The following is a 26,787-nucleotide window of genomic DNA, read 5'->3' on the forward strand; positions in this document are numbered from 1 at the left end:
CGCGCCCGGAGCAGGGAGGAACCCTTAGAGGGCGTCGTCGAGCTCTTCAGCTGCGATGGTCACCAGGTTGTCGACGGTGTCGTCTTTCAGGATGATGCCCTGAACCATGTTGGTGAACACGGACTGCAGCGATTTGAAGTCTTCTACGAGCGGCTCTGGGCCACCGGTGGAGATCGATGCAGTGAAGATTGGCCAGATGCCGTCGTTGTAGTAAGGCTCGTCTTTGCCCAGCTTGGTGTAGTCGAGGATCGGTGTCAGACCCCAGCTGCTGTCCAGGTCGTACTGGCTGTCACCGGAGGTGATGCGCTGCGCCAGGTCGTGGGCCAGATCTTCGTGACCGGAACCTTTGAACACCACGATGGAGTCGGTGATCAGGATGGAGCCGCTCTCACCGGAAGGACCGGCAGGGATTGGCGCAACCAGCTGGTTGATGTCTTCGTTGTGCTGGCCGTGACCCCAAGGACCGGTCACATACATGGCGATCTTGCCGTCGTTGAACAGATCACGCAGCTGGCTGCGCTCCCATGCGGTTGGGCCGTCCTGTGCAACGTCTACGAGCTTGCCGTAGAATTCCAGCGTTTCGCGGGTCTCTTTGCTGTCCAGTTTGTTTTCGCCGGTCGCGCCGTCGATCACAGTACCACCGTTGGAGTACAGGTAGTTTAGGAACTGGTGCATTGTGTTGTCGAAGTCTTTGCCGGAGAGGCCAACGCCTGCAACTTCGGTGTTGTCCACAACGCCTTTGGCCATTGCGTACATGTCATCCCAAGTTGCTGGAGCCACACATTCCTGACCGGACTCTTCGATGATGCCACAGTTGATGTAGAGCGCTTTGGTGGAGAAGGCGTGTGGGTAGCCCCACTGAGTACCTTCGATGGTCACGGTGTCCAGAACGCCAGGCTGGTAAGGGGCTTCTGGGTCGATGTTGGCGGAAACGATCAGGTCGTTGTTGGCCAGCTGACGCAGGGTACGGGACCCCATGTAAGCGATGGAAGGTGGATCACCAGCGGCTGCCAGAGTCAGAGATTTGTCCTGGCAGGTGCCCCACGGAACCGCCTCGAGGTTTACGGACACACCTTCGTGGTCTTTTTCGAACTGATCAACAACAGCTTGGTCGGCTTCGCGAACTTCGCCGCCGCACATGATGAAGTGCAGTTCTTTGTCCGCTGCCAGTGCGCCGCTTGCTGCCCCAGACAGCAGGGCCGCGCCCAATGTGAGTTTCACGAGTTTCATAGTCTTCTCTCCCTTGATTGAACTCATTCTTTCACCGCGCCTGCCGTCAAACCGGCGACGAGGTACTTTTGTAGGAACAGGAAGATGAGCATGACCGGTAGGACACCTACCAAGGCCGCAGCCATCATTTCGTTCCAGGTCACCGACTGATAGCCGATGAATTCGAACAGACCGGCAGGCAACGGCTGCAGCTCACGGGTCTGGTTGAATGTGATTGCGAACAGGAACTGCTGGGCATAGGCGCCGATGAAGACGGCAACGCTCACCACGATCAGGCCAGGCACGGCCAGAGGCAGAACAACGCGGCGCAGGGTGTACATACGGGAGGCCCCATCGACAAAGGCTGCTTCTTCCAGTTCGCGTGGAATTTTCTCCAGGTAAGAGCGCAGCAGCCAGATACCGGTTGGGATCAGGAAGGCCACGCCAGGGACGATCATCGCCCAGTAGGTGTTCAGCAGGCCCATGGTGCGCAGCACGCGATACAGAGGGATCAGCAAAACAGCGCCGGTGAACATGTTCACGCCCAGGAAGATACCCAGAGTGATGTTTTTGAACGGGAACTGCAGGCGGGCATAGGCGTAGGCCGCAGGCACCACAAAGAACATCGTGATCAGGGTCACCGAGGTAGCGATGAAGATCGAGTTGAAGATGTAACGTCCCAGCAGCGGCACGGTCACCCACATGTCCTTATAGGCCTGGAAGCTGAAGTCGTCGGACCAGAACTGGTAAGGGCTGCGGAACAGGTGCTCCAGAGGGCGCAAGGACGCCATGAACATTTCGAAGAACGGCAGCAGGATGAAGGTCAGGAAGACAGCTAGGGCTGCGTAAATGCCCACCATCTGCAATTTGGAATAGCGATCCATCATATCACTTCACCCCGTAGCGTTTGTTGATTTTGTTCAGGAAGAACAAGTAGATGAGCGAGAATGCGGCGAGCAGGACAACGATGATCACGGCCCGTGCGGCCCCTTCGCCGAATTTGTAGTTCCCGATCGCAACTTTATAGGTGTCGATGATCAGGGTGGTGGTTGCGCCACGTGGGCCACCTTCGGTCAAAATCCAGATGATTTCGAAGCTGTTGAAGGTGAAGATTGCGGACAAGAGCGCCATGGAGACAATCACCGGCATGATCTGCGGAATGGTGATGCGGCGGAAGCGATACCAGCGCCCGGCGCCGTCCACCCAAGCGGCCTCATAGAGGTCACGAGACACACCCTGCATGGCGGCCAGGAAGAACAGGGTCACCATCGGAGTGCCAACCCAGACGTCGGTGACAACGGCGGAGTAGAAGGCGGAGGATTTGTAGGCGAGGAATTCAAACGGACCGTCGGTGATTCCCAGTTTCATCATCACGCCGGACAGAACGCCGAAGTAGCCATTATAGAGCCACAGCCAGCCGATACAACCAATCGCCATTGGGATGACCCAAGGCGGCATAACCAGGACGCGGAACAGGGCGCGGCCTGGAACAGCGGCATTCAGGAGTGTCGCGCCGATCAGGCCCATCACCAGCTTGATGCCCACAGAGAGGAACATCCAGTAGAAGGTGCGGACAACGGTTTGGTGGAATTTGCGGCTGTCGGCCAGGTCTTCGTAGTTTTCCAGGCCAACAAATTTCTCGCCGCCCAAACCGGCCTCCATAAAGGAGAGGCGGATTGTTTCGGCCAGTGGCCAGGCAACAATCACAGCGATGAAGATCATAGCCGGAGCCACAAGCAACCATCCGAAGAGTCCTTCAGACATGGAGCGGCTACGGGCGTCGGCGGCTGGTTGTGATGCCTGTGCGGATAGTTCGGCCATCAATTTCCCCCCTTGGTTTCGAGCGGCGAATCAGTGAGCGAATCACCGCGTTGCAATTATGGTACCTCAAAAAAGCCAAAATGCTACCAATATAATACCAAAATAGGCGTTGTGAAAATTACGGAGCTTTTACAATATGATATTAGATAGTTTCCAAAGGCCTCTTGCGTAACTTTGGTAGATTGGTACTGTTTTTTAAACCATGTCAGGAAACCAGATGACCATTGCAGACACGATCTTTAATCCGGAGACCTGGTACCGCGCGGGCCGTGGGCCGCGGTATCAACAGTTGTCTCGGCACATCGCGACGGAGATTCGCACAGGGCGTCTGCAACCGGGAGATCAGCTGCCACCGGAGCGCGATTTGGCAGAGAAAGCGGACATCAGTCGTGTGACTGTGCGCAAGGCTGTGGCGCAGCTGGTTGAGGAAGGTCTGATCGAGCAGCGCCGTGGCGCGGGCTCATTTGTTGCCGAAGCCTCGCCGCGTCTGGAGCAATCTTTGTCCTCGCTCGTGTCCTTTACGGAAACCATGCAGGCGCGCGGTATGACGGCCACGTCCAAGGTTCTGTCGCGTGGCTTGTTTTCCCCCAATCCGGACGAAATGGTCACGCTCGGGCTGGCGGCACACGAAAAGGTCGCGCGCATCAATCGGTTGCGCAGCGCGGGTGGTGTGCCCATTGCACTGGAGAACTCATCGCTTCCGCGCGACATTCTGCGTGACCCCGAGGAGATCGAGACGTCTCTCTATGCGCTTCTGCGCGAGGACAATAGCGCCCCAACACGTGCCATTCAGCGGGTCACCGCACTCAACTTGTCCTCCAACGATGCGGACCTGATGAAACTGCCGGAAGGCAGCGCAGTTTTGCAGATTGTGCGGACCGGGTACCTGAGCTCCGGGCGCCCCATTGAACTGACACGCGGGCTTTATCGCTCTGACATTTACGACTTTGTTTCCGAACTCAGATTGGACTGACATGCACTACGACAGCCGTATCACGGGCGACACCATCTCATGTGTTTTCACACCGGAGCGCGCCCTGACGGCCCCGGTTTTCTGTTTCTCCGGTATGGGGCCATTTGAGGCGCTTTCAGGTGGAACAGTGACAAAAACCCTGGGCAGCTACACCGAGATTGCCTTGCCAAATCTCAAGGCGAATGAAGCCTATACATTGGAAATCCAGTATGCGGGTGGGTTCAAACCCGCCAACCGCGCCTGGTTGCCACTTGGCCCGTATCTGCGCCATGGCAAAGAAATCATCGAACTGCCCAAGGCTGACTCCGGCTGCCGCCCGCAGATATTGCCGGATTTGGGCCCAATCGACGGCCTGCCGCTGGTGCCGCAGCCTCAAAGCTGGACACCAGCTGAAGGCGTGCTTGAGGTTTCTGGATTTGTCTGTGATCGCGCGGCGTTTGAAAGCGTGGCGGCCTTGGCCGCGCGTCGTGGTTGGTCTTTTGTGGGTGACACTGAGGTGTCGGTTGAGGCTGCAGACTTGCCAGAAGATGCCTATGAGCTGGAGATTTCTGAAGATGGCGTGACCCTGCGTGCAGGTGATTTTGGTGGCGAGTTTTACGGCGCGATCACCCTGCTGACGTTGCTGCAACACAGTGCGCTTCCCTGTGGTGTGATCAAGGATGCGCCTCGGTTTGCCTGGCGGGGTCAACATCTGGACACAGCCCGTCATTACTATGAACCGCAGACCATTCTGGACCTGCTCGACCTGATGGCGCTGTTGAAGTTCAACCGCTTCCATTGGCATTTTGCCGACGATGAAGCCTTCCGCTTGGAGATCGAGTGTTTCCCGGAGCTTTGGCAGAAGACGGCTATCTGTGGCGAAGGCCACCTGTTGCCAGCCCTGTTCTCCGGCGCGGTTGAGGCCGGTGGCAGCTATTCCAAAGACACCGCGCGGGAGATCATCGCCCACGCCAAGGCGCTCAACATTGAGGTGTTGCCGGAAATCGAAGTGCCGGCGCATGCGATTGCCCTGACCCATGTGTTCCCTGAGTTGCGCGATCCAAGCGACAACGGTGCTGAGGTCAGTGTGCAGGGTTACAAAGGTAATGCGGTGAACCCGGCGATCGCCCGCACTTGGGATGTGCTAGAGGCGATCATGGCCGAGGTTGGCGCGTTGTTCCCGTTCAACCACCTGCACCTTGGGTGTGATGAATTGCCAGAAGGCACCTGGATGGGCAGCCCGTTGGCGCGGGATCTGATGAAGCGTGAAGGCCTGGAAACCACTGATGACCTGCAGGGTTGGATGATGCAGAAGCTGGGCGCAAAGGCCGTGGAAAACGGCCAGCGGCCCTGTGCCTGGGAAGAAGCCGCCAAAGGCGCCAACGGCGGGATTGCCAATGGCGCGATCCTGTTCAGCTGGACCGGACAGGGGCCAGGTTTGGAGGCGGCGCGCAATGGCTATGACGTGGTCATGAGCCCGGCGCAGCACGTTTATCTCGACATGGCGCACACCAGCGACAAGGACGACTGGGGAGCGAATTGGGCTGCGTTTGTCTCGCTTACAGACACGATCAACTGGGAGCCGGTGCCGGAAGCGGACCTTGTAGAGCGCATCATTGGCGTGCAGGGCACCTTCTGGTCAGAGTTCACCACACGGGACGATCAACTTTGGCCAATGTTGATGCCGCGTATGTTGGGAGTCAGTTCCAAAGCCTGGCAGGTCGAGTGCGTGAGTGCCGACGACCTGATCCGTCTGGCGCATGTCTACAATAGTCTGCCGGGGGCAGAGGTCTGGACTGGATAAATCGGGAAAAATGGTGCCGCTGATAGGACTCGAACCTACGACCCCATCATTACGAATGACGTGCTCTACCAGCTGAGCTACAGCGGCGCCGATGCGGTGTATAAAAGTGCCCCGCAGCCATGGCAAGCCCATTTCAAAACGCGCGCTCCGGTGGGCGTTTTCTTTGTTAATAGTCGGGCTTTTCGACAATGTACCTGAACGCGAAATTTTCGCGAATTAAACATGTGCCATCAAGACACCTTTAATGCCTTTGCCTCTATTTAGTGGCAATGCTGACGCGCGGCGCAAACCTGTTTGGGGGCGCATGAGGCAGCGGTCGGTTTGGTCATTTTGAAGCGAAGAGGGTTTGGTATGCACGGTGATGACAACACACTGCTCTTCGTGGACGCTGTCTCTCAATCCTTTCGTCCGGCCAAAAGTGGCTGGTTTGGTTCCAAGGCGGAAACCCGTCCCATCCATAACGTGACTTTGCAAGTGGCGCAGGGGGAGGTTGTGGGCATCGTCGGTAAGCGCGCGGCAGGAAAACAGACATTGGCGCGGACCATCCTTGGTCTCACAAAGCCGGAAGTGGGTAAGGTGACCTTTCTGGGACAGGACATTGCCAAGCTGACCCGTGCAGACAAGCGCAAGTTGCGGCCTTTGATGCGGCAAGTGACGCCGCAATCGGTTGCGGAACTGGATGAGAGCCTGACCTCCCACGCGCTGTTGAGGGAGGCGTTGGTCGACGCCAAAGTCAGCAACGCGAACGAGCAGAAGCGGCGCATCGCAGAGGCCTTACGGCTTGTTGGTCTGGATCATGTTGCGGCGCAAAGTGAGCTTGAGGACTTGTCGCTGTTTCAGCAGCAGTTGGTGGCGATTGCCCATGCCATTGTGACCCGCCCACGGCTTGTGGTGGTGCAGGATCCCGCGCAAGGCTTGGATGTGTCGGTGCAGGCGCGCCTTCTGGATGTGCTGTTGAAGCTTCAGGATGAGCTACAGCTCTCCATGGTGATTTCCAGCACGGACATCGTGATGCTGGGCAGCCTGTGTGATCGGCTGGTTGTGCTCCGCTCTGGTGAGATTGTCGAGGAAGGGCTTGCGCAGCAATTGCTGGAAACGCCGCAGCATGCGCATTCAAAGATGTTGTTGCAGCAGGCGCGGGACAAAGAGCAGGCGGCATGACTATTCAGGAATGAGTTCCTGCCGTCCCTCTGCGGTGAGTTGCCAGACCCGCCCGTTTTCAAACACAGCCGCCGTGATCGCCTCGCCATAGCCAGCACCGGTGTCCAGATTCACGTGATTGCCAAAATGCGTGGGTCGCAACACCGGCGTGTGACCATGCACAACCAGCCAGGGGTGAGGGTGCGGATAGTTCAGGAAATCCTCTTTGATCCAGCACAAATCGTCATCCAACTGATCTTCCAAGGTGACTTCTGGGCGGATGCCGGCGTGCACAAACAACAAGGCGCCGTGCAACTTGGTATAGGGCAGCTGGGTTAAAAACGTGACGTGCTCATCAGGCACAGTGGCGCGGGCGGCGGCGTGGATTTCAGACAGGCGGGCTTCGGCGTCAAAGGTGAGGCCATAAGAGGCGAGGGTCTCGCGCCCGCCAAGGCGTTCATGCAGCCAATACAGATCGGGCCGCAGTCGCATGTCCACCCGGGGCGACGGCTCCAGAAAGAAGCGGAACATGCGGTCATGGTTGCCGGTCAGAACGGTCCAGTTTCGACCCTGTTTCAGCCCATTCAGAACAAATTCAATCACGCCCTTGCTGTCGGGGCCGCGATCTACGAGGTCTCCAAGGAACACAACTTCTGCATCCGGTCCACCATCAGCGACGATACGCGCCATCACCTCTTCAAGCTTGTCGAGGTGTCCGTGGATGTCGCCGATGGCGTAAATAGGCATGGTCATTTAAGGGCGTCTACAGATTGAATGATGCTGCCGCACAGGCCGTAGTCGATGGCCTCTTGCGCGGTGAGCCAAAAGTCACGTGCGGTGTCGGCGGCGATTTTCTTTTTGGGTTGGCCGGTTGCGTCAGCAAACAGCGTATCAAAGCGGTCCCGCATGATGCGGATCTGTTGTGCTTGGATTTCCATGTCGGTGGCTTGACCACCAATGCCGCCGGAGGGTTGATGCAGCAGAAACCGCGTGTTGGGCAGGCAGAAGCGGTTTTCGGGTTTGGCGCCGACAAAGATCAATGCACCCGCGCTGGCCACCCAGCCAGTGCCGATGGTGCGCACGGTGGGTTTGATGAAGCCAATCATGTCATGCACCATGTCGCCGCTTTCTACATGACCACCTGGGGAAGAAATGAACATATTGATGGGCGCGTCGCTTTCTTCCGCCAAAGCCAGCAGATGTGTGGCGGTGCGCTGTGCCAGTTTGTCGTCGATTTGACCCGCCACAATCACATTGCGGCTTTGAAAGAAAAGCTGGTCAACGCGGGCTGGGGTTGCGGTGTCGTCTTGGGGTTTTTCGAGCAAAGTTGTGGTCATATCGCGGTCCTCGGTAACATGCATTGGATCAATGCCTACAATGTTCCTTGCCTTTGTCGGGAGTGCAACCAATCGGCGAATGAAAAACGCCGCCCCAAAAGGAGCGGCGCTTCAAATTTTGCAGAGGTCACACTTTAGGCAACGTCAAACACCAAAGGCTTGATCTGGCGGAACATGTCGGTTTCAGCCAGTTTAGCACGGGCGTCTGCTGGAACCGGTTCATCCACATACAGCAGGGCGATGGCTTCGCCACCGACATCTGCGCGGCCCAAGGTAAAGTTCGCGATGTTGACGCCATTGTCACCCAGAGTCTGACCCAGCGTGCCGATGATACCCGGCACATCTTCGTTGGTGGTGTAGAGCATGTTCTCACCCACCTCGGCGTCGATGTTGATGCCTTTGATCTGGATGAAACGTGGCTTGCCATCTGAGAACACGGTGCCCGCAATGGAGCGTTCGCGTTTGTCGGTCACCACGGTCACCTTGATGTAGCCATCAAAGGTGCCGGACTTGTCCTGGTTGGTGGTGGAGATCTGAATGCCACGCTCTTTGGCCACAACCGGCGCGGAGACCATGTTCACGTCCGGGTTGGCTTTTTTCATGATGCCCGCCACAACCGAGCAGTTCAGCGCCGCGAGGTTCATGTCAGAGACAACACCGTCATAGAGGATGTTGATGGCTTTGATCGGCTCGTCGGTCATCTGACCGGAGAACGCGCCAAGGTGGTCGGCCAGCTTGATCCATGGACCCATGACTTTGGCTTCCTCAGCCGTCACGGATGGCATGTTCAGCGCGTTTTCCACCGCGCCGGTCAGCAGGTAGTTGGACATCTGCTCGGCAACCTGCAGCGCCACGTTTTCCTGTGCCTCTGTGGTTGCCGCGCCCAGGTGCGGGGTGCAGACCACGTTTGGCAGGTTGAACAGGGCGTTTTCCTTGGCGGGCTCTTCTTTGAACACGTCAAAGGCGGCGCCAGCGACATGGCCGGATTTCAGCAGCTCGGCCAGCGCTTCTTCGTCCACCAGACCACCGCGGGCACAGTTGATAATGCGTACGCCTTTTTTGGTTTTGGCGAGGTTCTCGGCAGAGAGAATGTTGGCAGTCTGCTCAGTGAACGGCACGTGCAAAGTGATGAAGTCGGCACGTGGCAGCAGCTCTTCAAGCTCAACTTTCTCAACACCCATTTTTGCGGCTTTTTCTTCAGACAGGAAGGGATCGTAGGCGATCACTTTCATCTTCAGGCCACGGGCGCGGTCACAGACGATGCCACCGATGTTGCCCGCGCCAATCACGCCGAGGGTTTTGTTGGTCAGCTCGGTGCCCATGAATTTGGACTTTTCCCATTTGCCTGCGTGGGTGGACTCGCTGGCCTCAGGGATTTGACGCGCCACGGCGAACATCATTGCAATCGCGTGCTCGGCGGTGGTGATCATGTTGCCAAACGGCGTGTTCATCACGATCACGCCTTTCTTGGAGGCTGCTTCTTTGTCGACGTTGTCGGTACCGATGCCGGCGCGGCCGATGACTTTGAGGTTGTCGGCTTTTTCCAGCAGTTTGGCTGTGGCTTTGGTGGCGGAGCGGATCGCCAGACCGTCGTATTGGCCGATCACCTCGGCCAGCTTGTCTTTGTCCTTGCCGAGGTCAGGCATGAAGTCGACGTCGATGCCACGGTCGCGGAAGATCTGAACGGCGGTTTCGCTGAGTTTGTCGGAAACGAGTACTTTGGGAGCCATGTGGAGCGTCCTTTGATGTCGGTGGCCGAGTGCGGCCTGAATGGGGAAGGGGGTGCCCGGCGATGCCGCCGGGCTAAAGTCGCTTACGCTTGAGCGGCGATCTCGGCCTCAAAGGCCCAAGTCAACCATGGCAGCATGGCTTCAAGATCCGCGGTTTCAACCGTGCCACCACACCAGATGCGCAGACCGGCTGGCGCGTCGCGGTAGGCACCGATGTCCAGCGCGATGTTTTCCGCTTCCAGACGTTTGGCGACGGCCTTGGCAAAGGCTGCGCCGTCCTGAATACGGTCATCGGTGAACTTCAGACACACGGAGGTGTTGGAGCGGGTCGCGTCATTCTCGGCCAGATTGGCAATCCAGTCGTTGGCGTCGCAGAAATCAAACACGGCTTTGGCGTTGGCATCGGCGCGGGCGATCAGGCCATTCAGGCCGCCCTCGGAACGGGCCCAGTCCAGCGCGAAGAGGTAGTCTTCGACAGCCAGCATGGAGGGCGTGTTGATGGTCGCGCCGGTGAAGATGCCTTCGATAAGCTTGCCGCCTTTGGTCAGGCGGAAGATTTTTGGCAGCGGCCAGGCCGGGGTGTAGCTTTCCAGACGTTCTACGGCACGTGGCGAGAGCACAATCACACCATGAGCTGCTTCACCGCCCAGCACTTTCTGCCAGGAGAAGGTGGTCACATCCAGCTTGTCCCATGGCAGGTCCATGGCGAACGCAGCGGAGGTGGCGTCGCAGATGGTCAGGCCGTCGCGGTCATCGGCAATCCAGTCGGCGTTGGGCACGCGCACGCCGGAGGTAGTGCCGTTCCAGGTGAAGACAACGTCGTTGTTTTTGGTATCAACGGTGGCGAGATCCACGATCTGACCATAGTCAGCGGTCTTCACCTCAGCGTCGATTTTCAGCTGTTTCACCACGTCGGTGACCCAGCCTGCGCCAAAGCTTTCCCATGCGAGCATTTCAACTTTGCGCGCGCCGAGAAGGGACCAGAGTGCCATTTCAACCGCGCCGGTGTCAGATGCTGGCACAATGCCAATGCGGTAATCTGCGGGGATGCCCAAAACCTCGCGGGTGCCTTCGATGGCGTCCTTCAGCTTGGCTTTGCCAACAGCTGCGCGGTGGCTGCGACCCAGAGCGGCGTCGGCCAGTTTTGTGACATCAAATGTGGGGGGTTTGGCACAGGGGCCAGAGGAAAAACGCGGGTTGGCCGGCCGCGTAGCCGGTTGCTGAGTAGCCATCAATGCTATCCTTACAGATAAATGCCTCTCGTTGGGGAGAGGTGTCCCACCGACCGAGATAGAAGGGATGCTGCGGCTGCACAACAGGCAAAATTCGCGATCACGACAGTTTGCACATCAAAAGCGACGTGCGGCGACCACTATCGGAAACTTTTCGTTTCGCGGGGGTTAAAGCCGGACGGCCTCTAAAGTGTCTTTTAACAGTTGGGCGGAGGCTTTCAGCGCGGCTTGCTCCAGCGAGTCAATCTCTGGCGTGACGTCTTCAATCACACCGCCTTTGCCCACCACGCGGGGAAGAGAGAGGGGCGCATCACGGACCCCTGCGACCTCAGATGTCATAATTGACACGGAATGTACCGAGCGTTCATCCCCACCGATGGCGGCCACCAATCGGGCCAGTCCGGCGCCGATGCCGTAGTACGTCGCGCCTTTGCCTGCAATGATGCGATAGGCAGCGCGACGCACACCTTCGTCAATGGCGGTGCGGACCGCGCCGGTGATTGGATTTCCCTTTTCTTCGGCAAAGCTCAACAGGTGACGTGCGCCTACTTGGGCGGAGGACCAAGACAACACTTCGCTGTCGCCGTGTTCGTCCAGCACATAGGCGTGAATCGAGCGTGGGTCTATATCGAGGTGCTGCCCCAACAAGACGCGGAAGCGCGCGGTGTCCAGAATGGTGCCAGACCCAATCACGCGGTGGCTCGGCAAGCCGGTAAGACGCTGCGTGATGCCGGTCATAATATCGACCGGGTTGGAGGCGATCAGCAAAATGGCCTCTGGCGCGTAGGTGAGCACTTCGCTGGTAACCTCCTTGAAGACGGCGGCGTTGCGCGCCAATAGGTCCAGCCGGGTTTCGCCGGGCGCTTGATTGACGCCAGCGGCGATGATCACCACCTCGGCCTCTGTGAGGTCTGCGTACCCGCCACTGCGAAGTTCGGTGGTGGCAGCAAAAGGCATGGCGTGGCTGATGTCTTCGGCCTGAGCAGCGGCCATCGCTGGATCAAGATCGATCAAGACAATTTCGCGGGCTTTTCCCAAGAGCGCGATGGCGTAAGCGGCAGATGCACCAACCTGACCGGCGCCCACAATTCCGATTTTCATGCCTAAAACTCCCAAAATATCACGCGCGCGCCAATGCGTTAGCGATAACGCATTCGGGGGGTGGTGTTAAGCGGCTCTGCGTGGTCTATGCAGCGGTAGATTGCCGCGACCCTGTAAAACCGAGGTTTTGATGTATACCGCCACGCTTCTGACATCCCCGACATCCGCCAATTTGGACCCTGCTTTGGTTGATAACCTGCGCAATGCCTGGGGCGGTGGAGATGCTGTTTGGCTGGCACCGGATGAGGCGGCGGAGTTCAGCTTGCCAGCGATGCCAGACAACCGGTGGGACGTTTGGGCGGACTTACAGAAGATGGGTGTGGACCTTGTGGTGCTGCCTACCGAGGGGCGTCGTAAAAAGATGCTGCTGGCGGATATGGACAGCACCATGATCGAGCAGGAGTGCATCGATGAGCTGGCCGATGAGGCTGGCGTTGGTGAACGCGTCAAAGATATCACCGCGCGGGCGATGAACGGCGAGTTGGATTTCGAAGGTGCGCTGACGGAGCGGGTTGGGCTTCTCAAAGATCTTGATGAAGCTGTGATTGGCAAAGTGCTGGCGGAGCGCATCACCTTTATGCCCGGCGGCAAAGCGCTATTGGCAACGATGAAGGCGCAAGGTGCTTATGCCGCGCTGGTGTCTGGTGGGTTTACAGCGTTCACCGCCAAAGTTGCGGATGAACTGGGTTTTGATGAGAACCGCGCCAACACCTTGCTGGCGGAAGAGGGTAAGCTGACGGGAGATGTTGGCCGTCCGATCCTTGGGCGGGAGGCCAAAGTGCAGGCGCTCAAAGAGATCACTGAGCGCCTTGGGCTTGCCCATGATGATGTCATGGCCGTTGGGGATGGCGCCAATGATTTGGGCATGCTGGGTCTGGCGGGCGCCGGTGTTGCACTGCATGCCAAACCTTCGGTGGCGGCGGAATGTGACATCCGCATCAACCATGGGGATTTGACCGCGCTGCTCTATATTCAGGGCTACGCCCAATCTGACTTCGAAGGCGTCTGATCTGTGTTTGAATTTGGACTGGAAGGCCTGCTGATCCTTTTGGCAGCGGGATTTTTTGCCGGGTTTGTCGACGCGATTGCGGGCGGCGGGGGTTTGATCACCTTGCCGGCTTTGATGATCGCTGGTGTGCCACCGGTGGCGGCGCTCGCGACCAATAAGATCCAGGGCATGTTTGGCTCCGGCACGGCGGCGTATTCCTATGCCAAAAGCGGTCTGGTGAACCTGCGCGAGCAGCTTTTGCCCGCCGGTCTGGCCTTTGCTGCCTCTTTGGCGGGGGCCTTGCTGGTCTCCGTGCTGCCCACCGACTGGATCCGCCTCATCTTGCCGGTTTTGCTGATTGGTATCGCGCTGTTCTTTGCCTTCCGCAAAGACCCGGGCGACATGGACAAAACCGCGCGCCTGTCGCCTTTGGCCTTCACCCGGACAGCGGTGCCCTTTGTTGGCGCGTATGACGGTTTGCTTGGTCCGGGGGCTGGCAGTTTCTACATGATCGCTTTTGTCGCGCTGGGCGGCTACTGCATTCTGAAAGCCACGGCCCACACCAAGCTTTTGAACTTTGCCTCCAATGTCGGCGGCTTGGCTGGCTTCATCCTGGTGGCTGAACCCCTCTGGGCGATCGGTCTGGCGATGGGCGTGATGCAGATGCTTGGCGCGGCTTTGGGAGCCAAGATGGCAATGGCCAAAGGCGCAAAACTCATCCGCCCGTTGCTTGTGGTCACATCCATGGTGCTGGCGTTGAAGCTGTTGTGGGACGTGCTGTGAGGTAGATGGTGTCACCAAGAAGCATCGTCGGCAAACACTCAACCAACACAGCCAGAATGGCAGATGCAGCCTAAACATTTTCTCATGTTAACGTTGGCTTAAGGCTGGGTTTTTAGGAGTGAGATCGGGACCTTTGGCGCGCATCTGAGACGCTCCGAAGTTCTAGCTGGTAGATTGGCGGTTCCCCGCAATTTTTACAGGCGTTCCTGCTTGAAAAGCAACGTCTGCTTGCGTTGATCCGTCAACCACCTTATGTCCTCGCCATGCCCGAAATGGGCGAATTTAACGCAGTTATCCAAGGCTATTGCTTATGACCCGGATTTTGATGCGCGGTGGAAAATCCCCGTTTCAATATATCTCTTACGAAGACACATTAGCTCGCAACAAATTGGGTACCAACAGCGGAAACCTGATTTTCGCGGAGTCGGTTTGGCGGACCCTGTCGACAAAAAACACGACTCTCCGCATGAACGGCTATTCGGCGAGGCCCAGCCGCGCGGCCGTCGTGAATTCGGACTATGATGTGGTGGTGCTTCCGTTTGCCAATGCGTTTCGCACGTCCTTTTTGCCTCATCTGCGCAAATTTACCGATTTGGTAGAGCAGCTCAAAATTCCGGTTGTAGTCACTGGCGTGGGAGCGCAGGCTGGTTTGGATGCGACGCCTGAGGCAATTGCCGAAATGGGGCCAGATGTGGCTGCATTCTGTAAGGCAGTGTTGAAGCGTTCTGCCTCTATTGGGGTTCGGGGTGAGTACACCTATGAATTTCTGCGCAGCCTCGGATTTTCGGATGACGAAATCGATGTGATCGGATGTCCGTCGATGTTTTATCATGGCGCAAGTCTTCCGCAGATACAGACCCGCGAGGAGCTTTTGCCCTCTGATAAAGTCTCGATGAATGTCTCCCCTTATGTGAGAGGTATCAGCAAAATTTTTGAGCGGAACTATAAGCACTATGAAAAACTAGTGTATATTCCGCAAAATAATGAAAGCCTTGATCAAATACTATGGAATGGCGAGTTTTTGGAACAGCCTGGCAAGGTTTTTCCCAAGACCACAGACCACCCGATGTTTGAAGAGGATCGGCTGCGCATGTTCATAGACACCAAAACCTGGCTTGATCATTTGCGCAAATACGATTTTGTGTTTGGCACACGCATTCACGGCAATGTTATGGGCCTTCTAGCGGGCACGCCTTCCTTTGTTATGGCGCATGATAGCCGCACACTGGAACTAGCACGCTACTTCGAAATCCCACACAAACCGATGTCGGATATCTCTCCCAAGGTGCTGGCTTGCGAGCTTTATGCGGAAGCCGATTACGGTCCATTGCAACGGAACCACGCGGCCCGCTTTGAAACCTGGTTGTCTTTCCTTGAGAAAAACAATTTGCGCCATGTCTATCAAGAAGGCGAGGACAAAGGTGAAGCTTTCGAGAAAAAGTTGGCCCAGGCTCATTTCCCCGGTGAAATGCCCACCTTGCCTCACCAAACTGAAGCTCATCGGACCGAACGTTTGAAGTGGCAAGCCAATCAAACAAAGAAAAAACACCGTGGGCTGAAGACATACGTGAAACGAGTCACACAAGCGGTGCTAGGAAAATGAGCGAATCTGCCTTCATCATTCTTGCTGGCGGTTCTGGGACGCGCTTCCGGTCGGAAAAGCCAAAACAGTTGGCCATGTTGGCGGGAAAGACGATTTTGCAGCACACGTTGGAAAACGTCGCGGCCTGCGAAAACGTGAAGCAGATCATTTTGGTCAGCCGCGGAACAATCCTGGACGAAGCGAAGAAAATTGTCTCCGATATTGCGCATCCTTCGATCAAAATTGTTGAAGGTGGATCAAATCGTCTGGAATCCACCCGAGCGGGTTTGCAGGCAGTTGAAGGCCCAGCCGAAACCAAGGTTCTGGTGCATGACGGCGTGCGCCCATTCATCAAGCACGACGTAATCAACGCCTGTTACAGTGGCTTGGATATTTACGATGCTGTGGACGTGGTGATCCCGTCCGCGGATACGTTGGTTGAAGTGGATCCGGGTGCCATAGATCTGATTGGGCGGATTCCCCGTCGCGAAGCCTTTCGTCGGGGACAGACACCGCAAGGTTTTTGGCTCGGAAAACTGCGTGACGTGATCGACGAGGTGCCGGATCTGGCCGCGGCAACGTTTACTGATGATTGCGGCATGTATCTGGCGGCCCGCCCGCAGGCAAAGATCGGTTTGATTGACGGGGATGAAAGCAACATCAAAATCACCCATCCGATTGATCTGTTCATGGCAGAGCAACTGATCATGACCGGTCAAACCGGGGCTCAGGCGCGTGCTTCTAACGTGGACGTCTCGGCGATGAATATCGTGATCTTTGGCGCCAGTTCCGGTCTGGGTGAAGATGCGAAGATCTACCTTGAGAACCTTGGAGCCACTGTTCACGGCGCATCGCGCAGTGCAGGCTGTGACATTTCAAGGGCCGATGATGTGGCCGCGACGCTAGAAGCTGCCGCGGCGAAAGGGCCAATCGATGCGGTCATCAATTTTGCGGGTGTGCTACACATCGGAAAACTGGCGGAGATCGATCCAAACGATCTGGAGCGGGTTGTGCAGACCAATTATATGGGGGCGCTAAATATCGCGCGCCTGTCTTATGACTTCTTAAAGGCGTCCAAAGGCCAGTTGATGCTGGTGTCTTCGTCATCCTATTATCGTGGCCGTAAAGACTACGCTGTCTATTCTTCTTCCAAAGCCGCAGTGGTCAACCTGACACAGGCGCTGTGTGAGGAATGGGCACCAGACGATGTGCGGGTGAATTGTATCGTGCCGCGACGGGCAAATACGCCTATGCGCCACGCGGCCTTCCCCGGGGAAGATCCAAGCACTTTGTTGCAGCCGAAAGAGGTGTCTTTGCAAGTGCTCAAGTTGCTGAAGTCGCCGGATTCCGGAATAATAAATCATGTTTATTAAGCTGCTCAAAAACGTCGGAAAAGAAGCTGCCAGGGCTTTTGTGACGCGCGAAAATGTGCAGTCGATCAAAAAGTACGCAGGTTCCGGGGTTGCGGTTCGCTCAGCGTGTTTTCATGCGATTTCCGCAAATGAAATGGACCTGAAAACACCTCTGCCAGACATAGAGTATGTAGTCTACTATGCTGAGAAGAACGCGTTGAGCCACTACAATATGTGGAACCCGGTCTTTTCGAAACGGCCGGGAACTCACGCTTCGATTTTTCGCCTTTCCGCTGGCTGGTGGTCAGTAAATGACGACCCACACGTTTACCCCATTTCAACAATGGCTCAAATTGAGCCGTTGTTGAACCGCATGCCAAATCTGAAGGCTGTTTTCTACCCGGCCAACAATGGCGCGAATATGCAAGTCGTGCGCAACACGGATCTGACCCATGTGTTTCTTGGCCATGGCGATAGCAACAAAGCCTCCAGCGCCAACAAATGCTTCCGTCTTTATGATGAGGTTTGGGTGGCAGGTCAGGCGCATCGCGACCGTTTTGACCGGGTGTCCGGCGATTATTCTGCGCTGAAGTTTCCTATTGTGGGTCAGCCGTGGATGCAGGACTGGTTCAAGTCGTTGCCAAAATACGGCTTGGAAGAGCGGAACCAATGGGGCTATTTCCCTACTTGGCGTGGGTATTACGCCAACACCAATTATTCCTCCCTTGATATCATCAAAGGCATCGCGGCCGTTGCGCAAGAGAGTTTGGGAGACACGGCGGCTGGCTTCCTGAAGCTACACCCTTGGTCCACGAACGCCGACGTGAAAGCGGTTTCAAGGGTTGTGGAAGCGCATAAGCCACCGCAGATCACTAAGACGATTGATGAGAATGGTGAGGCGTTATCAGCTCCTGAAGTTGGACTGTTTTTGCCGGACCAGGGCACTCAACTGCGCGATATCTTGAAAAAGCCACTGCGCTTTGTCGTTTGTGATATCTCGGCGGCGGTGACGGAGTGTCTTTTCATCAATGTGCCGATCTTTTTGTACTATCCGCAGCCGCCTGCATTGGTGGCGGACGATTTTGAGGAGAGAAATGCGTTTTGCTATCTCTACCGAAATGTGGATGAGCTGAAGGCGTTGCTGAAGCAGGTGATTGTTGACGGTGACGATTACCTCGCCGAAGAACGCGCGCAGGCCATGAACTACCGCGTTGATCTTGAGAAGACGGCAAACGGTCAGTTTTTTAAAGAACTGGATCGGCTGCCGAAGATAAAAGGCTAATTGGCCGTGACTTGCTTGTAGGGGGCCTCCCTGCTGCAAGACCAAACCAGTAAAATGTGGTACACTGGACAAACGCGTCATCCTGCGGGGTGTTGCGTTTGTTTCAGGACTTTCAAGACAGTTCTTTTGTCGGAAGGAGACGTACCATGCCCAAGTTTATGTTTATCTACCACGGTGGCGGACGACCTGAGACGCCGGAGGAAGGCGAGCAGGTCATGGCGGCCTGGACGAAATGGATGGAAGGCATCGGCGAGGATCTCGTTGATGGCGGCAATCCTGCGGGCATGTCCAAGACTGTGACGGTGCATGGCGTTGCGCATGACGGTGGGGCCAATCCTGTGTCCGGCTACACTCTGGTGAATGCCGCCGATATGGATGCCGCCTGCGAAATCGCCAAGGGTTGCCCCATACTTGAACACGGCTTGGGCACCGTAGAAGTCGCAGAGGCGATGGAGATGTAAGGCGGCCGGCGGGCCGCCTTTTGTTTAGTTCAATGTAGACGCCGCGCGCATGACGCCGGTTTGCAGGCCATCCCAGTTGCGGATCGGCGCATCGAGGTATTTTTGTGCCTCGGGATGGTTCGGATCCAGAACGCCTAGTTTCACCAGAATAGCGGCCAGGGCATTCTCCGAGGCGCGGGTGGCGCCGTCGATGATTTTCAAAGCCACGCCCAGTTTTTGCTCTGGCAGCATGGCAACAAAATAGGCTTCCGCCCCGGTTTTAATCGCCACAGTGTGCCCCATAGCGCGCATCAGATTGGTACAGGCGCGGCCTTCGCCTGCGACATATTCAGGATGCTTCGCCATCGCGGTGCGCAGGCGGGCAGCGGCGGTTTCGCGGGTGCCATTGCCTTCCCGCGCCGCCGCGTAAAACGCCATCGCGCGTGCCATGCCTTTTAGGGTGCTGGCGTGGTTTGGCGCAGAACAGCCGTCGATGCCGTAGCCTGCGCTGGCCTCATGGGTCAGCTCTTCGTGTGCCGCCTGAACGGCCTTTTGCACCGGATGATCGATGTCAGTGTAGTTGCCACCTGCGCCGAGATGTTTGGACAGGGTCAGAAAGCCGGTGTGTTTGCCGGAGCAGTTATTATGCACCCGGCACACCGGATCGTTGCAGCGGATCAACTCGTCACGAATGCCAATGTCGCGGGGTTCCTGGGGGCCACAGATCAGGTCTTCATCGCTGAAACCCTGTGCCGCCAACCAGTCGTTGACCATGGTGTTGTGGATCGCAGAGGCGTTGTGGGACGCGCAGGCCAGCGCCAGATGCTGGTCCGTCAATCCAGCCGCGTCCGCCGCGCCACTTTCCACCAAAGGCAAGGCCTGGATCATCTTGGAGGAGCTGCGCGGCAGCACAATTGCGTCCGGATCGCCCCAGGCATGGAGAATATCCCCATCGACATTACAGACCACCGCATGGCCGGAATGCATGCTCTCCAGGATGTCTCCCCGCCGGATTTCGGTCATAGGCACGGCTTTGGTCATGATTTCTCTCGCAATTGTGGGCAATTTTGTGCCAACGGGTCTTTCGCGCGGCAACAAACATGGGCTAAACTCTGCGCATCGCGTATAACAATGTCCAGCCCACTTCAAATGGTGCAAAGCCAACGGGCGGACGACAGAGGCAATACACAGCTTGGAGGCTGTAAGAGCAATGACATCACGTTGGGTGAAAGCGCTGGCCGTGACCGCTACTGCGGTTTGGGGCGGTATGGTATCGGCACAGGCCGCAAGCGAAAATCAGGTCAATGCGATCACCGACTGGAGCGTGTTTGAGCACAAAGACGGTGGCAAGCAGGAATGCTGGGCAGTGAGCACCGCCAAAGAGACTGTGAACACCCGCAACGGCCAGGTTGTGGCCGTGCGCCGCAGCGACATCCTGTTGATGGTGTCCTTTGTGCCAAGCGCCGATGTGGCGGCCCAAGTGGGCTTCACTGGCGGCTATCCCTTTGCGGGCGGCTCTACTGTGGATGTGTCCATTGATGGCCAAGCCTTTGTGATGATCACCGACGGCGAATGGGCCTGGCCCGCGTCTTCCGGCGATGACGCCAAGATTGTTGCGGCGATGAAGCGCGGCGCGGATGCGACCTTTGTTGCGCGCTCCTCGCGTGGCACCAAAACCAGCGACACATTCTCTCTGCGCGGCTTCACCGCCGCTGTGGAAGACGCCGAAAAGCGCTGTAAGTAACTGCTTCGCGCAAACCGAAGCAGGGCCCCTGCCAGGGTCCTTAAATGCCTGACATTGCCACCATGGGGGAGGCCAGCCGGATCAACCGGCTGGGTCACAAGCCATGGGAGAGCAGTCAATGGCCCAGGACGTACAAACACAGGCACCAGCAATCGCGCTGGAGATCAGCAATCTGGAATTGGGCTGCGTGGCACGTGGCACCAAAATTGCGACACGACTTGGCGAAGTGGCCATTGAAGAGCTGCGGGCTGGCGACGAGGTTGTCAGCCGGGATCACGGGCTGACGCCCGTGCGCTGGGTTGGGCGGCTGTTTGCACAGAACGCACCGGTTAAAGTGCCTGCAGGCGCGATGGGGCGCCGGGTACCCGCACGCGATTGCTGGCTGTCGCCAGATGCGCGGCTGTGGATGAAAGGCGCGGAGTTCGAAGAGGCCTTTACCGCGTGCGAAGTACTTGTGCCGGTCAAAGACCTAGTGGGCTGGCGTGGCATCTCCGAGGACACCGCAGGTTCTTCGGAGTTTTATCTCTTTGTCTGCGACACGCCTTGTGTGGCGACGGTGGACGGTATGCATGTGGAAATGCGCCATCCCGGGCGCAATGTGGATCTGTTTGAACAGCTGGACGCCGATGAAATGGCGGAGCTGTTTCCAGAGCTCTTGGCAATGAAACAGAAAACGGACAAATGGCGGCGGCGACTGGATAAGATCGAAGCAGCGCAGGTTGTCGACGTGAAAAAGCGGGCCTAACCTGCCTCAAACCGCTTGAGGTAATCCACCAAAGTCTGGCCCGGTTCCTGCTCGAACCGGTCGCCGGGCACGAGGATGTCATTGATGCGGTCGACGCGGAATACCCGGAAATCGCTGCGCTCCTCGCACCAGCCGGTGCAGGTCCAGGCGCGGCCCCAGTATTCCATTTGCAGCGGGCGAATACGGCGGCGGCTGTGGCGACCATCTAGCGCCGTGTAGTCAATCAGCATCACCAGCTGCTCACGGATCGCGCGGCGGATGGTGGGCATGTTGCCGAAACTCGCCTCGACCTCGGGCGCGGCAAATATCTCTTTGCCAAAGCCATCCAGCGCGCCAAACATCGGCTCCGGCATCGATTGATCAATCTTGGTCAGCACCCGTGTGGCCGCCTCTTGCAACTCAGTATCCGCAGTCTGACGTACCAATGCCGCCCCAAGGTGCAGCGCCTCCAGCTCCACTTGTGTGAGCGCCATGGGTGGCATGAACACCGGCGCGCGCAGGATGTAGCCCACCCCGCGTTCGCCTTCGACCGGAATGCCAGAGGCCACCAGCGTGTCCATGTCGCGATAAATGGTGCGGACCGACACCTCCATCTGTTCCGCCAAATCGGACGCGGTGTGCAGACGCCCATCGCGTAGGAGCTGGATCAGATCAAAAAGACGGTCGGTCCGACGCATTTTAGGATGTACTGCCTTGAATGGTGTAGTGGGTCATGCTCATGGAACTTTGATCCAGAACCGCCATGAGGTCCATCAGTTCAGGATAGGTTTCGGGATTGAATGCGGACGCTGCAGCATGGGCATGTTCAAGGCTTTCCCATTCCACTTCGTCAATCCATTCCCCATCGGCCGTGGTGGCGATGCGACGCCCGATGAATCCCGGCTGTGCCTTGGCAAAGCTTTGGGATTTCCCCCAGGCGGCAACGGCTTGGTCCTGCGTTGCTTCGTCTTTCAGACGGTAGCGCACAATTTCGATAACAGACATGATGGTCTCCTGTGTTGTCCGTTTGTGATATGCGCCTTTTCCCACAGGCCAACTGACACGGGCTGTCAGTTGGATTAGGCGTTAAGCGCGTTTTCTGGCATTATTTGCAAAACGCCCTAAATGGTGTATCTGCACCGCTTGAATTCCCAGATGAGTCACAGAGCCATGAGTACCTCCGCGCCAATCACGCAGGACGTGATGACCATTCCCCGCAAGCTGCCTGAAGGTGGTAAGATCAACCTTGTTGGGTTGACGCGTGATCAGCTGCGCGAAGTTCTGATTGCCAATGGCACCAAAGAAAAGCAGGCCAAGATGCGCGTCGGGCAGATCTGGCAGTGGATTTATCAGTGGGGCGTGCGCGATTTCCACGAGATGACCAACCTCGCCAAAGCCTATCGCGCGGAGCTCGACAAAAAGTTTGAGATCGCACTGCCCGAGGTGGTGACACGGCAGGTGTCAGAAGATGGCACGCGCAAATATCTGGTGCGCATTGCTGGTGGTCATGAGGTTGAGGTCGTTTACATCCCCGAAGAGGATCGCGGCACGCTGTGTATCTCTTCGCAGGTGGGCTGCACGCTGACCTGTTCCTTCTGTCACACCGGCACGCAAAAACTGGTGCGCAATCTGACGGCTGGCGAAATCATCGGTCAGCTGATGGTGGCGCGGGATGACCTTGGTGAATGGCCGGTTCCCGGTGAACCCAAAGATGAAACCCGTCTGCTGTCCAACATCGTGCTGATGGGCATGGGCGAGCCGCTTTATAATTTTGACAACGTGCGCGACGCGATGAAGATTGCGATGGACCCTGAGGGCATTTCTTTGTCTCGCCGTCGGATCACACTGTCGACTTCTGGCGTGGTGCCGGAGATTGCGCGCACGGCAGAGGAGATCGGCTGCTTGCTGGCAATATCTTTCCACGCGACGACGGATGACGTGCGTGACGTGCTGGTGCCGATCAACAAACGTTGGAAAATCGATGAGCTGCTGCAAGCGCTTTCGGATTACCCGAAGGTGTCCAATTCCGAACGCATCACCTTTGAATATGTGATGCTCGACGGTGTGAACGACTCTGATGAGGACGCGCACCGTTTGATCGATCACATCAAACGCTACAACATTCCGGCGAAGATCAACCTGATCCCGTTCAACGAATGGCCCGGCGCGCCGTATAAGCGCAGCTCCAACAACCGCATTCGCGCCTTTGCCAACATCATCTATCAGGCGGGCTATGCCTCCCCGATCCGCAAAACGCGGGGCGAGGATATTATGGCGGCCTGTGGCCAGTTGAAGTCGGCCACCGAACGCGCGCGCAAGTCGCGCAAGCAAATCGAGGCCGAAGCGGGCATGTCGCAAGTTTGAACAAGCACCGTTCGGCAAGCCGCCGTAACAGCAAGTAGTGCCGCTGATTGAGACGGTGCGGCAGATCGAATGCGACCGTGCCCAAACGAGATTTCCCAGGCAGTTCCAAAAACTCTGCCGACGGGCCCCGAAGTATTGACTTGACCGGAAAATTTGGAGATGTGTCTGTGAAAATTGGCGCTACTCGCAAGATCTTTCTAGAATCCAGTAATAAAGTGGCCATGTAAATAAACTGCACTGTAACATTAGAAATGAATTCCATGCCCAAAAAATCTGCTAAAAAGACTGTTGCGAGAAAATATTTCAAAGGCTTGCCAGCGGCCACTCGAGCAGTGATCCGGAGCAAGTTTCGGGGAGCAGTGAAGCGACTTGGGATGGGGCGCTCGGCAACCGCTACGTATTGGCAACTAGAGAAACTGCCGAGGCCCATTTTGCCCTATCTCCGGTCCAGCAAAGCTGCCGCGGAAAGTGGCGATTGGGCGCGTGCAGATGAGATTTTGCGCGACGCCAAAGCGAAGTTCCCAGATGACGATGCCTTGTCGGAAGCCTATTGCCGTTTGGCATTGAAGACAAAGCGCTCGGGTGACGTGGTTCAACGGTGGGAATTGATTGAGAATGGGAAATGTCTTGTCAGTTCGCGACTGCAGATTTCTGTAGCAGATGTGTTTGTGCAGATAGGCAACTTAGAGAAAGCGGATGCCCTCTTGGCGGAGCAACGTATAGCTAAACCTCACAATGAGAGGTTGCTTCGCGTCGAAGGTCTTCTGGCAGAAGCTAAAAAGGATTGGTTGTCTGCTGCGGAAACATGGTTTTTACGCGGTGAAAAAGCAAGAGGCAAAGCAAGGATAAACAGCTACGTCAGAGGTGTTCGCGCGCTCATCAATGCTGGTGCTCTAGACCAGGCCGAAGAAAAAGCGCAGGCTTTGGTGAGGAAGTATCCAAGACAAATGCCCTTGCTAAAGCTGCATGCGGAAGTCGCAATTGCCTCTGATGCTTGGGCTGTTGCGCTTGAGCGTTGGAAAAATCTTGAGTTGCGGCACCCCGGTAAAGCCGGCTCAATGCCATCTGAGTGGGTCTTCCGAATTGGGGTGGATGACGCCCGTGAACGTACTGCCGCGATTAGTATCGATCGGCTACGTGCCACAGGCATGCTTACGCTGGCAACAACCATACAGCCAGTGGACGAAGTCGGTGCCCTCACGCTTGGACGTCACGCCAAAAAATTCTATTCCGAGAATGTCCAGGTGATGACGGCAGAAATACTATTTGCGAATAGTCGCCACTCGGCGGCAATTTGGTGGGCGCGCCGGCTTATAGACACATCAAAACGGCCAAAAGAACACTACCCTCTCCTGATCGAAGCCCTCATAAAGGCCTCGCGCCTTGAAGAGTGTGAAGACGCGTTGGCTGTTTATGAAGCGGAATACGGAAGAAACTCCCTCTGGTTGAGAGGGATGGTCGAGATTCATTATCGGCGCGGTGATTTCTCTGCCATGCGCGATGTTATGCAGTTCGCAGTTACAAATAATCTGCCGATACCCGCCAAGCGGACGCCTGTCATGCGTTGGCTTTATGATTTGGTTTACTATCATCCCACTCCTGCTTCATTTCTGCCAACCGAAATCCATAGTCTCGTTTTGCGAACGACCACTATGTATGATGGCAAGTTTTTGTCGGACTCGCTGGGTTTGATGTTCGATCCCAGTCGCGGTGATGCCGCTGTGGATCGGTATAAACAAATGATTGCCCAAAATGCCTCTGGTGATCTGGAGATTGACCCTGTTCAGCGCGAAGAAATATTACGGTTCTTTATTCGCCGGCGTGAATGGGAACAGGTTAAGGCACTTCTTGATCTCCCTTTGACGCTAGAACTTGATGCCACTTCCGCAAAAAAGATCTGGAACGTTGTTCGCAGCAATATAGATACCCGTCTGGGAGACGCCGACGTTGCCGGGGCCGAAGCTATTGCGGTGAAATTCTTGGACCAGCTGTCTGAGGCCCAACTCGATAGTTACGCCATGTCACTGACGCATTTTTTGCTCGCTCGGCTCCCTACATCCGAGGCTCTTACCAGTCGGCTCTTGGATGTTGCGCAGCGTGTAGGGTATGCGCAAATGGGCGCGCGTATTTCAGATTGGCAACAACGTTATGTCGGCTTTGACACAAACTCGATTGTGAACACTGCAGAACGTAAGCGTTGCTTTATCGTTGGGAATGGCCCGTCGATATCCGAAATGCCCCTAGACGCCCTGGCCGGCGAAGATATCTTTTGCGTGAACCGCGGCATGCGTGCGCTTGACATCGGCTTGCCGAATCCGAGGTATTTGGTTGTGGCAGATCCGCTGGTTTATAAAAACCATGCACGAGAAATCGATGCTGATGGTGCATCGGTTGAGAAGTACTTTTTGGCCACAAATTGTCTCTGGCGTAGGCCGCCGAGCGTACCTGTTATTCCCGTCGGATCGTCAGGTAAGAAATTGTCGCTGGTTCCCTTCCGACATGCGTCATTGCATTTGCATCGTGGTAATTCCGTTGTGGTAATGGCAGCACAAATCGCACATTTGATGGGGTACAAAGAAATCTACATCATCGGTGTTGACCTGGATTATTCTGGTGCAACGACCCATTTCTACGGTGGAGGGGGCAAGGAAACGGAGCGACTGGACCATTTCCGTCCAGGGGGTTCGGGAACTGAGTTGGTGAATCTTGCTTTTGCGAACCTACAGGATGTTATCGCTGAAGACGGTTGTCGACTTTACAACGCTGCGCCCGGAGGCAAGCTCGACATGATTGAGCGTGTGGATTTCTATGATGTTCTTGGTTTGCCAAAGCCTGACACGACCGATGAAAAAAATGCCGTCGCGTAAGCGCGGTGGCATAAAACACCCTGAAGTAATTGGACGCCAAGCTTCTTTGGACGGCCGAATAACGGGCGCTTAAGAGACCCTTGTTGTTTTCTTTTGTCAGGCGCCAATGTCTATGGATCGCTTAAGAAGGAGCAAAGGTAAGCCGCGCAATAGTGGGAAGGCCAGCGACCCAGAGATTTTGGTCTGCCGCCCGAAAAGGGGGCTATCAGGACAAATTCGAGCTGGGCGTCTCGAGGCTAGGTAAACTCAAAGACGCTGCCAACATTGCGGCCTGTGTCAGGAATGGCTGCAGGCTGCTTGGTTCTAGTCAATGCGTTATGCTTGGACCAAAACGC

24 protein-coding genes and 1 tRNA gene are annotated in these 26,787 nt (G+C 56.4%); 13 read left to right on the forward strand and 12 right to left on the reverse strand.

Annotated features, from left to right (window positions below):
- Nucleotides 1-24 precede the first annotated feature (24 nt).
- Genes MK208_RS07225 through MK208_RS07235 form a run of 3 tightly spaced genes read right to left on the reverse strand, consistent with a single transcriptional unit; the run spans nucleotide 25 to nucleotide 3,030 of the window.
- Nucleotides 25-1,230: a sugar ABC transporter substrate-binding protein gene (locus MK208_RS07225; protein ID WP_294115401.1), complete on the reverse strand. Its 1,206-nt coding sequence runs from the start codon at nucleotides 1,228-1,230 to the stop codon at nucleotides 25-27.
- 23 nt (nucleotides 1,231-1,253) lie between these two features.
- Nucleotides 1,254-2,096 (reverse strand): carbohydrate ABC transporter permease, encoded by an 843-nt coding sequence (locus MK208_RS07230; protein ID WP_168591256.1) that lies wholly within the window; start codon nucleotides 2,094-2,096, stop codon nucleotides 1,254-1,256.
- Between the two features lies 1 nt (nucleotide 2,097).
- Nucleotides 2,098-3,030, reverse strand: a complete 933-nt coding sequence (locus tag MK208_RS07235; RefSeq protein ID WP_294115406.1) for a sugar ABC transporter permease — start codon at nucleotides 3,028-3,030, stop codon at nucleotides 2,098-2,100.
- A gap of 217 nt (nucleotides 3,031-3,247) precedes the next feature.
- Between MK208_RS07235 and MK208_RS07240 the strand changes: the two genes are divergently transcribed.
- Together MK208_RS07240 and MK208_RS07245 are read left to right on the forward strand one after the other, a co-directional pair.
- Nucleotides 3,248-4,003: a GntR family transcriptional regulator gene (locus MK208_RS07240; protein ID WP_294115408.1), complete on the forward strand. Its 756-nt coding sequence runs from the start codon at nucleotides 3,248-3,250 to the stop codon at nucleotides 4,001-4,003.
- Between the two features lies 1 nt (nucleotide 4,004).
- Entirely contained in the window at nucleotides 4,005-5,786 is a 1,782-nt protein-coding gene (locus MK208_RS07245) for a family 20 glycosylhydrolase (protein ID WP_294115409.1), read from the forward strand.
- Between the two features lie 11 nt (nucleotides 5,787-5,797).
- Here the strand turns inward: MK208_RS07245 and MK208_RS07250 are convergent.
- A tRNA-Thr gene (locus MK208_RS07250) sits at nucleotides 5,798-5,873 on the reverse strand.
- Between the two features lie 264 nt (nucleotides 5,874-6,137).
- Between MK208_RS07250 and MK208_RS07255 the strand changes: the two genes are divergently transcribed.
- A complete protein-coding gene (locus MK208_RS07255) occupies nucleotides 6,138-6,947 on the forward strand; it encodes an ATP-binding cassette domain-containing protein (protein ID WP_294115413.1) in 810 nt (269 codons plus the stop codon).
- Here MK208_RS07255 and MK208_RS07260 read toward each other — a convergent pair whose 3' ends face one another.
- The 5 genes from MK208_RS07260 to MK208_RS07280 form a co-directional block, all read right to left on the reverse strand.
- The gene (locus MK208_RS07260) at nucleotides 6,948-7,679 is read right to left on the reverse strand and encodes a metallophosphoesterase family protein (RefSeq protein WP_294115414.1); all 732 of its coding nucleotides are present in this window, start codon (nucleotides 7,677-7,679) and stop codon (nucleotides 6,948-6,950) included. It abuts the gene before it with no gap.
- On the reverse strand, nucleotides 7,676-8,263 hold the full coding sequence (locus MK208_RS07265; protein WP_294115416.1) for an ATP-dependent Clp protease proteolytic subunit: 588 nt from the start codon (nucleotides 8,261-8,263) through the stop codon (nucleotides 7,676-7,678). Before MK208_RS07265 ends, MK208_RS07260 begins: the two co-directional genes overlap by 4 nt.
- 134 nt (nucleotides 8,264-8,397) lie before the next feature.
- Nucleotides 8,398-9,993: a phosphoglycerate dehydrogenase gene (serA, locus tag MK208_RS07270; protein ID WP_294115417.1), complete on the reverse strand. Its 1,596-nt coding sequence runs from the start codon at nucleotides 9,991-9,993 to the stop codon at nucleotides 8,398-8,400.
- Between the two features lie 83 nt (nucleotides 9,994-10,076).
- Nucleotides 10,077-11,225 (reverse strand): phosphoserine transaminase, encoded by a 1,149-nt coding sequence (locus tag MK208_RS07275; RefSeq protein WP_294115420.1) that lies wholly within the window; start codon nucleotides 11,223-11,225, stop codon nucleotides 10,077-10,079.
- A gap of 168 nt (nucleotides 11,226-11,393) precedes the next feature.
- Nucleotides 11,394-12,326 (reverse strand): L-lactate dehydrogenase, encoded by a 933-nt coding sequence (locus MK208_RS07280; protein ID WP_294115423.1) that lies wholly within the window; start codon nucleotides 12,324-12,326, stop codon nucleotides 11,394-11,396.
- A 130-nt stretch (nucleotides 12,327-12,456) separates the two neighbouring features.
- On the opposite strand from MK208_RS07280, the gene serB reads away from it, so the two are divergent.
- The 6 genes from serB to MK208_RS07310 all read left to right on the forward strand — a co-directional run bounded on the left by serB (nucleotide 12,457) and on the right by MK208_RS07310 (nucleotide 18,774).
- A complete protein-coding gene (gene serB / locus MK208_RS07285) occupies nucleotides 12,457-13,335 on the forward strand; it encodes a phosphoserine phosphatase SerB (protein WP_294115425.1) in 879 nt (292 codons plus the stop codon).
- Between the two features lie 3 nt (nucleotides 13,336-13,338).
- Nucleotides 13,339-14,097, forward strand: coding sequence for a TSUP family transporter (locus MK208_RS07290; RefSeq protein ID WP_294115426.1), 759 nt, complete (start codon nucleotides 13,339-13,341; stop codon nucleotides 14,095-14,097).
- Nucleotides 14,098-14,407: 310 nt separating this feature from the next.
- On the forward strand, nucleotides 14,408-15,700 hold the full coding sequence (locus tag MK208_RS07295; RefSeq protein ID WP_294115428.1) for a polysaccharide pyruvyl transferase family protein: 1,293 nt from the start codon (nucleotides 14,408-14,410) through the stop codon (nucleotides 15,698-15,700).
- Nucleotides 15,697-17,052 (forward strand): bifunctional cytidylyltransferase/SDR family oxidoreductase, encoded by a 1,356-nt coding sequence (locus tag MK208_RS07300; RefSeq protein ID WP_294115429.1) that lies wholly within the window; start codon nucleotides 15,697-15,699, stop codon nucleotides 17,050-17,052. The genes MK208_RS07295 and MK208_RS07300 overlap by 4 nt, the downstream gene beginning before the upstream one ends.
- Nucleotides 17,042-18,313 carry a hypothetical protein gene (locus tag MK208_RS07305; RefSeq protein WP_294115430.1) on the forward strand — a complete coding sequence of 424 codons (1,272 nt, stop codon included), beginning with the start codon at nucleotides 17,042-17,044 and terminating at the stop codon, nucleotides 18,311-18,313. The genes MK208_RS07300 and MK208_RS07305 overlap by 11 nt, the downstream gene beginning before the upstream one ends.
- A gap of 146 nt (nucleotides 18,314-18,459) precedes the next feature.
- Entirely contained in the window at nucleotides 18,460-18,774 is a 315-nt protein-coding gene (locus MK208_RS07310; protein WP_294115431.1) for a hypothetical protein, read from the forward strand.
- A gap of 24 nt (nucleotides 18,775-18,798) precedes the next feature.
- On the opposite strand, the gene MK208_RS07315 is transcribed toward MK208_RS07310, so the two are convergent.
- Nucleotides 18,799-19,794: an asparaginase gene (locus MK208_RS07315; protein ID WP_294115432.1), complete on the reverse strand. Its 996-nt coding sequence runs from the start codon at nucleotides 19,792-19,794 to the stop codon at nucleotides 18,799-18,801.
- 169 nt (nucleotides 19,795-19,963) lie between these two features.
- Between MK208_RS07315 and MK208_RS07320 the strand changes: the two genes are divergently transcribed.
- A complete protein-coding gene (locus tag MK208_RS07320; RefSeq protein WP_294115434.1) occupies nucleotides 19,964-20,497 on the forward strand; it encodes an invasion associated locus B family protein in 534 nt (177 codons plus the stop codon).
- 118 nt (nucleotides 20,498-20,615) lie between these two features.
- A complete protein-coding gene (locus MK208_RS07325; protein ID WP_294115436.1) occupies nucleotides 20,616-21,242 on the forward strand; it encodes a Hint domain-containing protein in 627 nt (208 codons plus the stop codon).
- Here MK208_RS07325 and MK208_RS07330 read toward each other — a convergent pair.
- Complete coding sequence (locus MK208_RS07330) at nucleotides 21,239-21,919, reverse strand: YafY family protein (protein WP_294115437.1); 681 nt, start codon at nucleotides 21,917-21,919, stop codon at nucleotides 21,239-21,241. The two genes, MK208_RS07325 and MK208_RS07330, sit on opposite strands and share 4 nt — an antisense overlap.
- Nucleotide 21,920: 1 nt before the next feature.
- Entirely contained in the window at nucleotides 21,921-22,226 is a 306-nt protein-coding gene (locus tag MK208_RS07335) for a hypothetical protein (protein ID WP_294115439.1), read from the reverse strand.
- 165 nt (nucleotides 22,227-22,391) lie between these two features.
- Here MK208_RS07335 and rlmN point away from each other — a divergent pair, with 165 nt between their 5' ends.
- Nucleotides 22,392-23,585, forward strand: a complete 1,194-nt coding sequence (rlmN, locus tag MK208_RS07340; protein ID WP_294115441.1) for a 23S rRNA (adenine(2503)-C(2))-methyltransferase RlmN — start codon at nucleotides 22,392-22,394, stop codon at nucleotides 23,583-23,585.
- A 260-nt stretch (nucleotides 23,586-23,845) separates the two neighbouring features.
- Entirely contained in the window at nucleotides 23,846-26,452 is a 2,607-nt protein-coding gene (locus MK208_RS07345; RefSeq protein ID WP_294115442.1) for a hypothetical protein, read from the forward strand.
- Nucleotides 26,453-26,787 lie beyond the last annotated feature (335 nt).

The sequence above is a fragment of the Shimia sp. genome, assembly GCF_022448905.1.
Classification (GTDB): Bacteria; Pseudomonadota; Alphaproteobacteria; order Rhodobacterales; family Rhodobacteraceae; genus Shimia.

Bases quoted from the DNA above. Each gene is read 5' to 3' on its own strand.
- MK208_RS07225 (WP_294115401.1), bottom strand. From the start codon at position 1,230: ATGAAACTCGTGAAACTCACATTGGGCGCGGCCCTGCTGTCTGGGGCA.
- MK208_RS07230 (WP_168591256.1), bottom strand. From the start codon at position 2,096: ATGATGGATCGCTATTCCAAATTGCAGATGGTGGGCATTTACGCAGCC.
- MK208_RS07235 (WP_294115406.1), bottom strand. From the start codon at position 3,030: ATGGCCGAACTATCCGCACAGGCATCACAACCAGCCGCCGACGCCCGT.
- MK208_RS07240 (WP_294115408.1), top strand. From the start codon at position 3,248: ATGACCATTGCAGACACGATCTTTAATCCGGAGACCTGGTACCGCGCG.
- MK208_RS07245 (WP_294115409.1), top strand. From the start codon at position 4,005: ATGCACTACGACAGCCGTATCACGGGCGACACCATCTCATGTGTTTTC.
- MK208_RS07255 (WP_294115413.1), top strand. From the start codon at position 6,138: ATGCACGGTGATGACAACACACTGCTCTTCGTGGACGCTGTCTCTCAA.
- MK208_RS07260 (WP_294115414.1), bottom strand. From the start codon at position 7,679: ATGACCATGCCTATTTACGCCATCGGCGACATCCACGGACACCTCGAC.
- MK208_RS07265 (WP_294115416.1), bottom strand. From the start codon at position 8,263: ATGACCACAACTTTGCTCGAAAAACCCCAAGACGACACCGCAACCCCA.
- serA (WP_294115417.1), bottom strand. From the start codon at position 9,993: ATGGCTCCCAAAGTACTCGTTTCCGACAAACTCAGCGAAACCGCCGTT.
- MK208_RS07275 (WP_294115420.1), bottom strand. From the start codon at position 11,225: ATGGCTACTCAGCAACCGGCTACGCGGCCGGCCAACCCGCGTTTTTCC.
- MK208_RS07280 (WP_294115423.1), bottom strand. From the start codon at position 12,326: ATGAAAATCGGAATTGTGGGCGCCGGTCAGGTTGGTGCATCTGCCGCT.
- serB (WP_294115425.1), top strand. From the start codon at position 12,457: ATGTATACCGCCACGCTTCTGACATCCCCGACATCCGCCAATTTGGAC.
- MK208_RS07295 (WP_294115428.1), top strand. From the start codon at position 14,408: ATGACCCGGATTTTGATGCGCGGTGGAAAATCCCCGTTTCAATATATC.
- MK208_RS07300 (WP_294115429.1), top strand. From the start codon at position 15,697: ATGAGCGAATCTGCCTTCATCATTCTTGCTGGCGGTTCTGGGACGCGC.
- MK208_RS07305 (WP_294115430.1), top strand. From the start codon at position 17,042: ATGTTTATTAAGCTGCTCAAAAACGTCGGAAAAGAAGCTGCCAGGGCT.
- MK208_RS07310 (WP_294115431.1), top strand. From the start codon at position 18,460: ATGCCCAAGTTTATGTTTATCTACCACGGTGGCGGACGACCTGAGACG.
- MK208_RS07315 (WP_294115432.1), bottom strand. From the start codon at position 19,794: ATGACCAAAGCCGTGCCTATGACCGAAATCCGGCGGGGAGACATCCTG.
- MK208_RS07320 (WP_294115434.1), top strand. From the start codon at position 19,964: ATGACATCACGTTGGGTGAAAGCGCTGGCCGTGACCGCTACTGCGGTT.
- MK208_RS07325 (WP_294115436.1), top strand. From the start codon at position 20,616: ATGGCCCAGGACGTACAAACACAGGCACCAGCAATCGCGCTGGAGATC.
- MK208_RS07330 (WP_294115437.1), bottom strand. From the start codon at position 21,919: ATGCGTCGGACCGACCGTCTTTTTGATCTGATCCAGCTCCTACGCGAT.
- MK208_RS07335 (WP_294115439.1), bottom strand. From the start codon at position 22,226: ATGTCTGTTATCGAAATTGTGCGCTACCGTCTGAAAGACGAAGCAACG.
- rlmN (WP_294115441.1), top strand. From the start codon at position 22,392: ATGAGTACCTCCGCGCCAATCACGCAGGACGTGATGACCATTCCCCGC.
- MK208_RS07345 (WP_294115442.1), top strand. From the start codon at position 23,846: ATGCCCAAAAAATCTGCTAAAAAGACTGTTGCGAGAAAATATTTCAAA.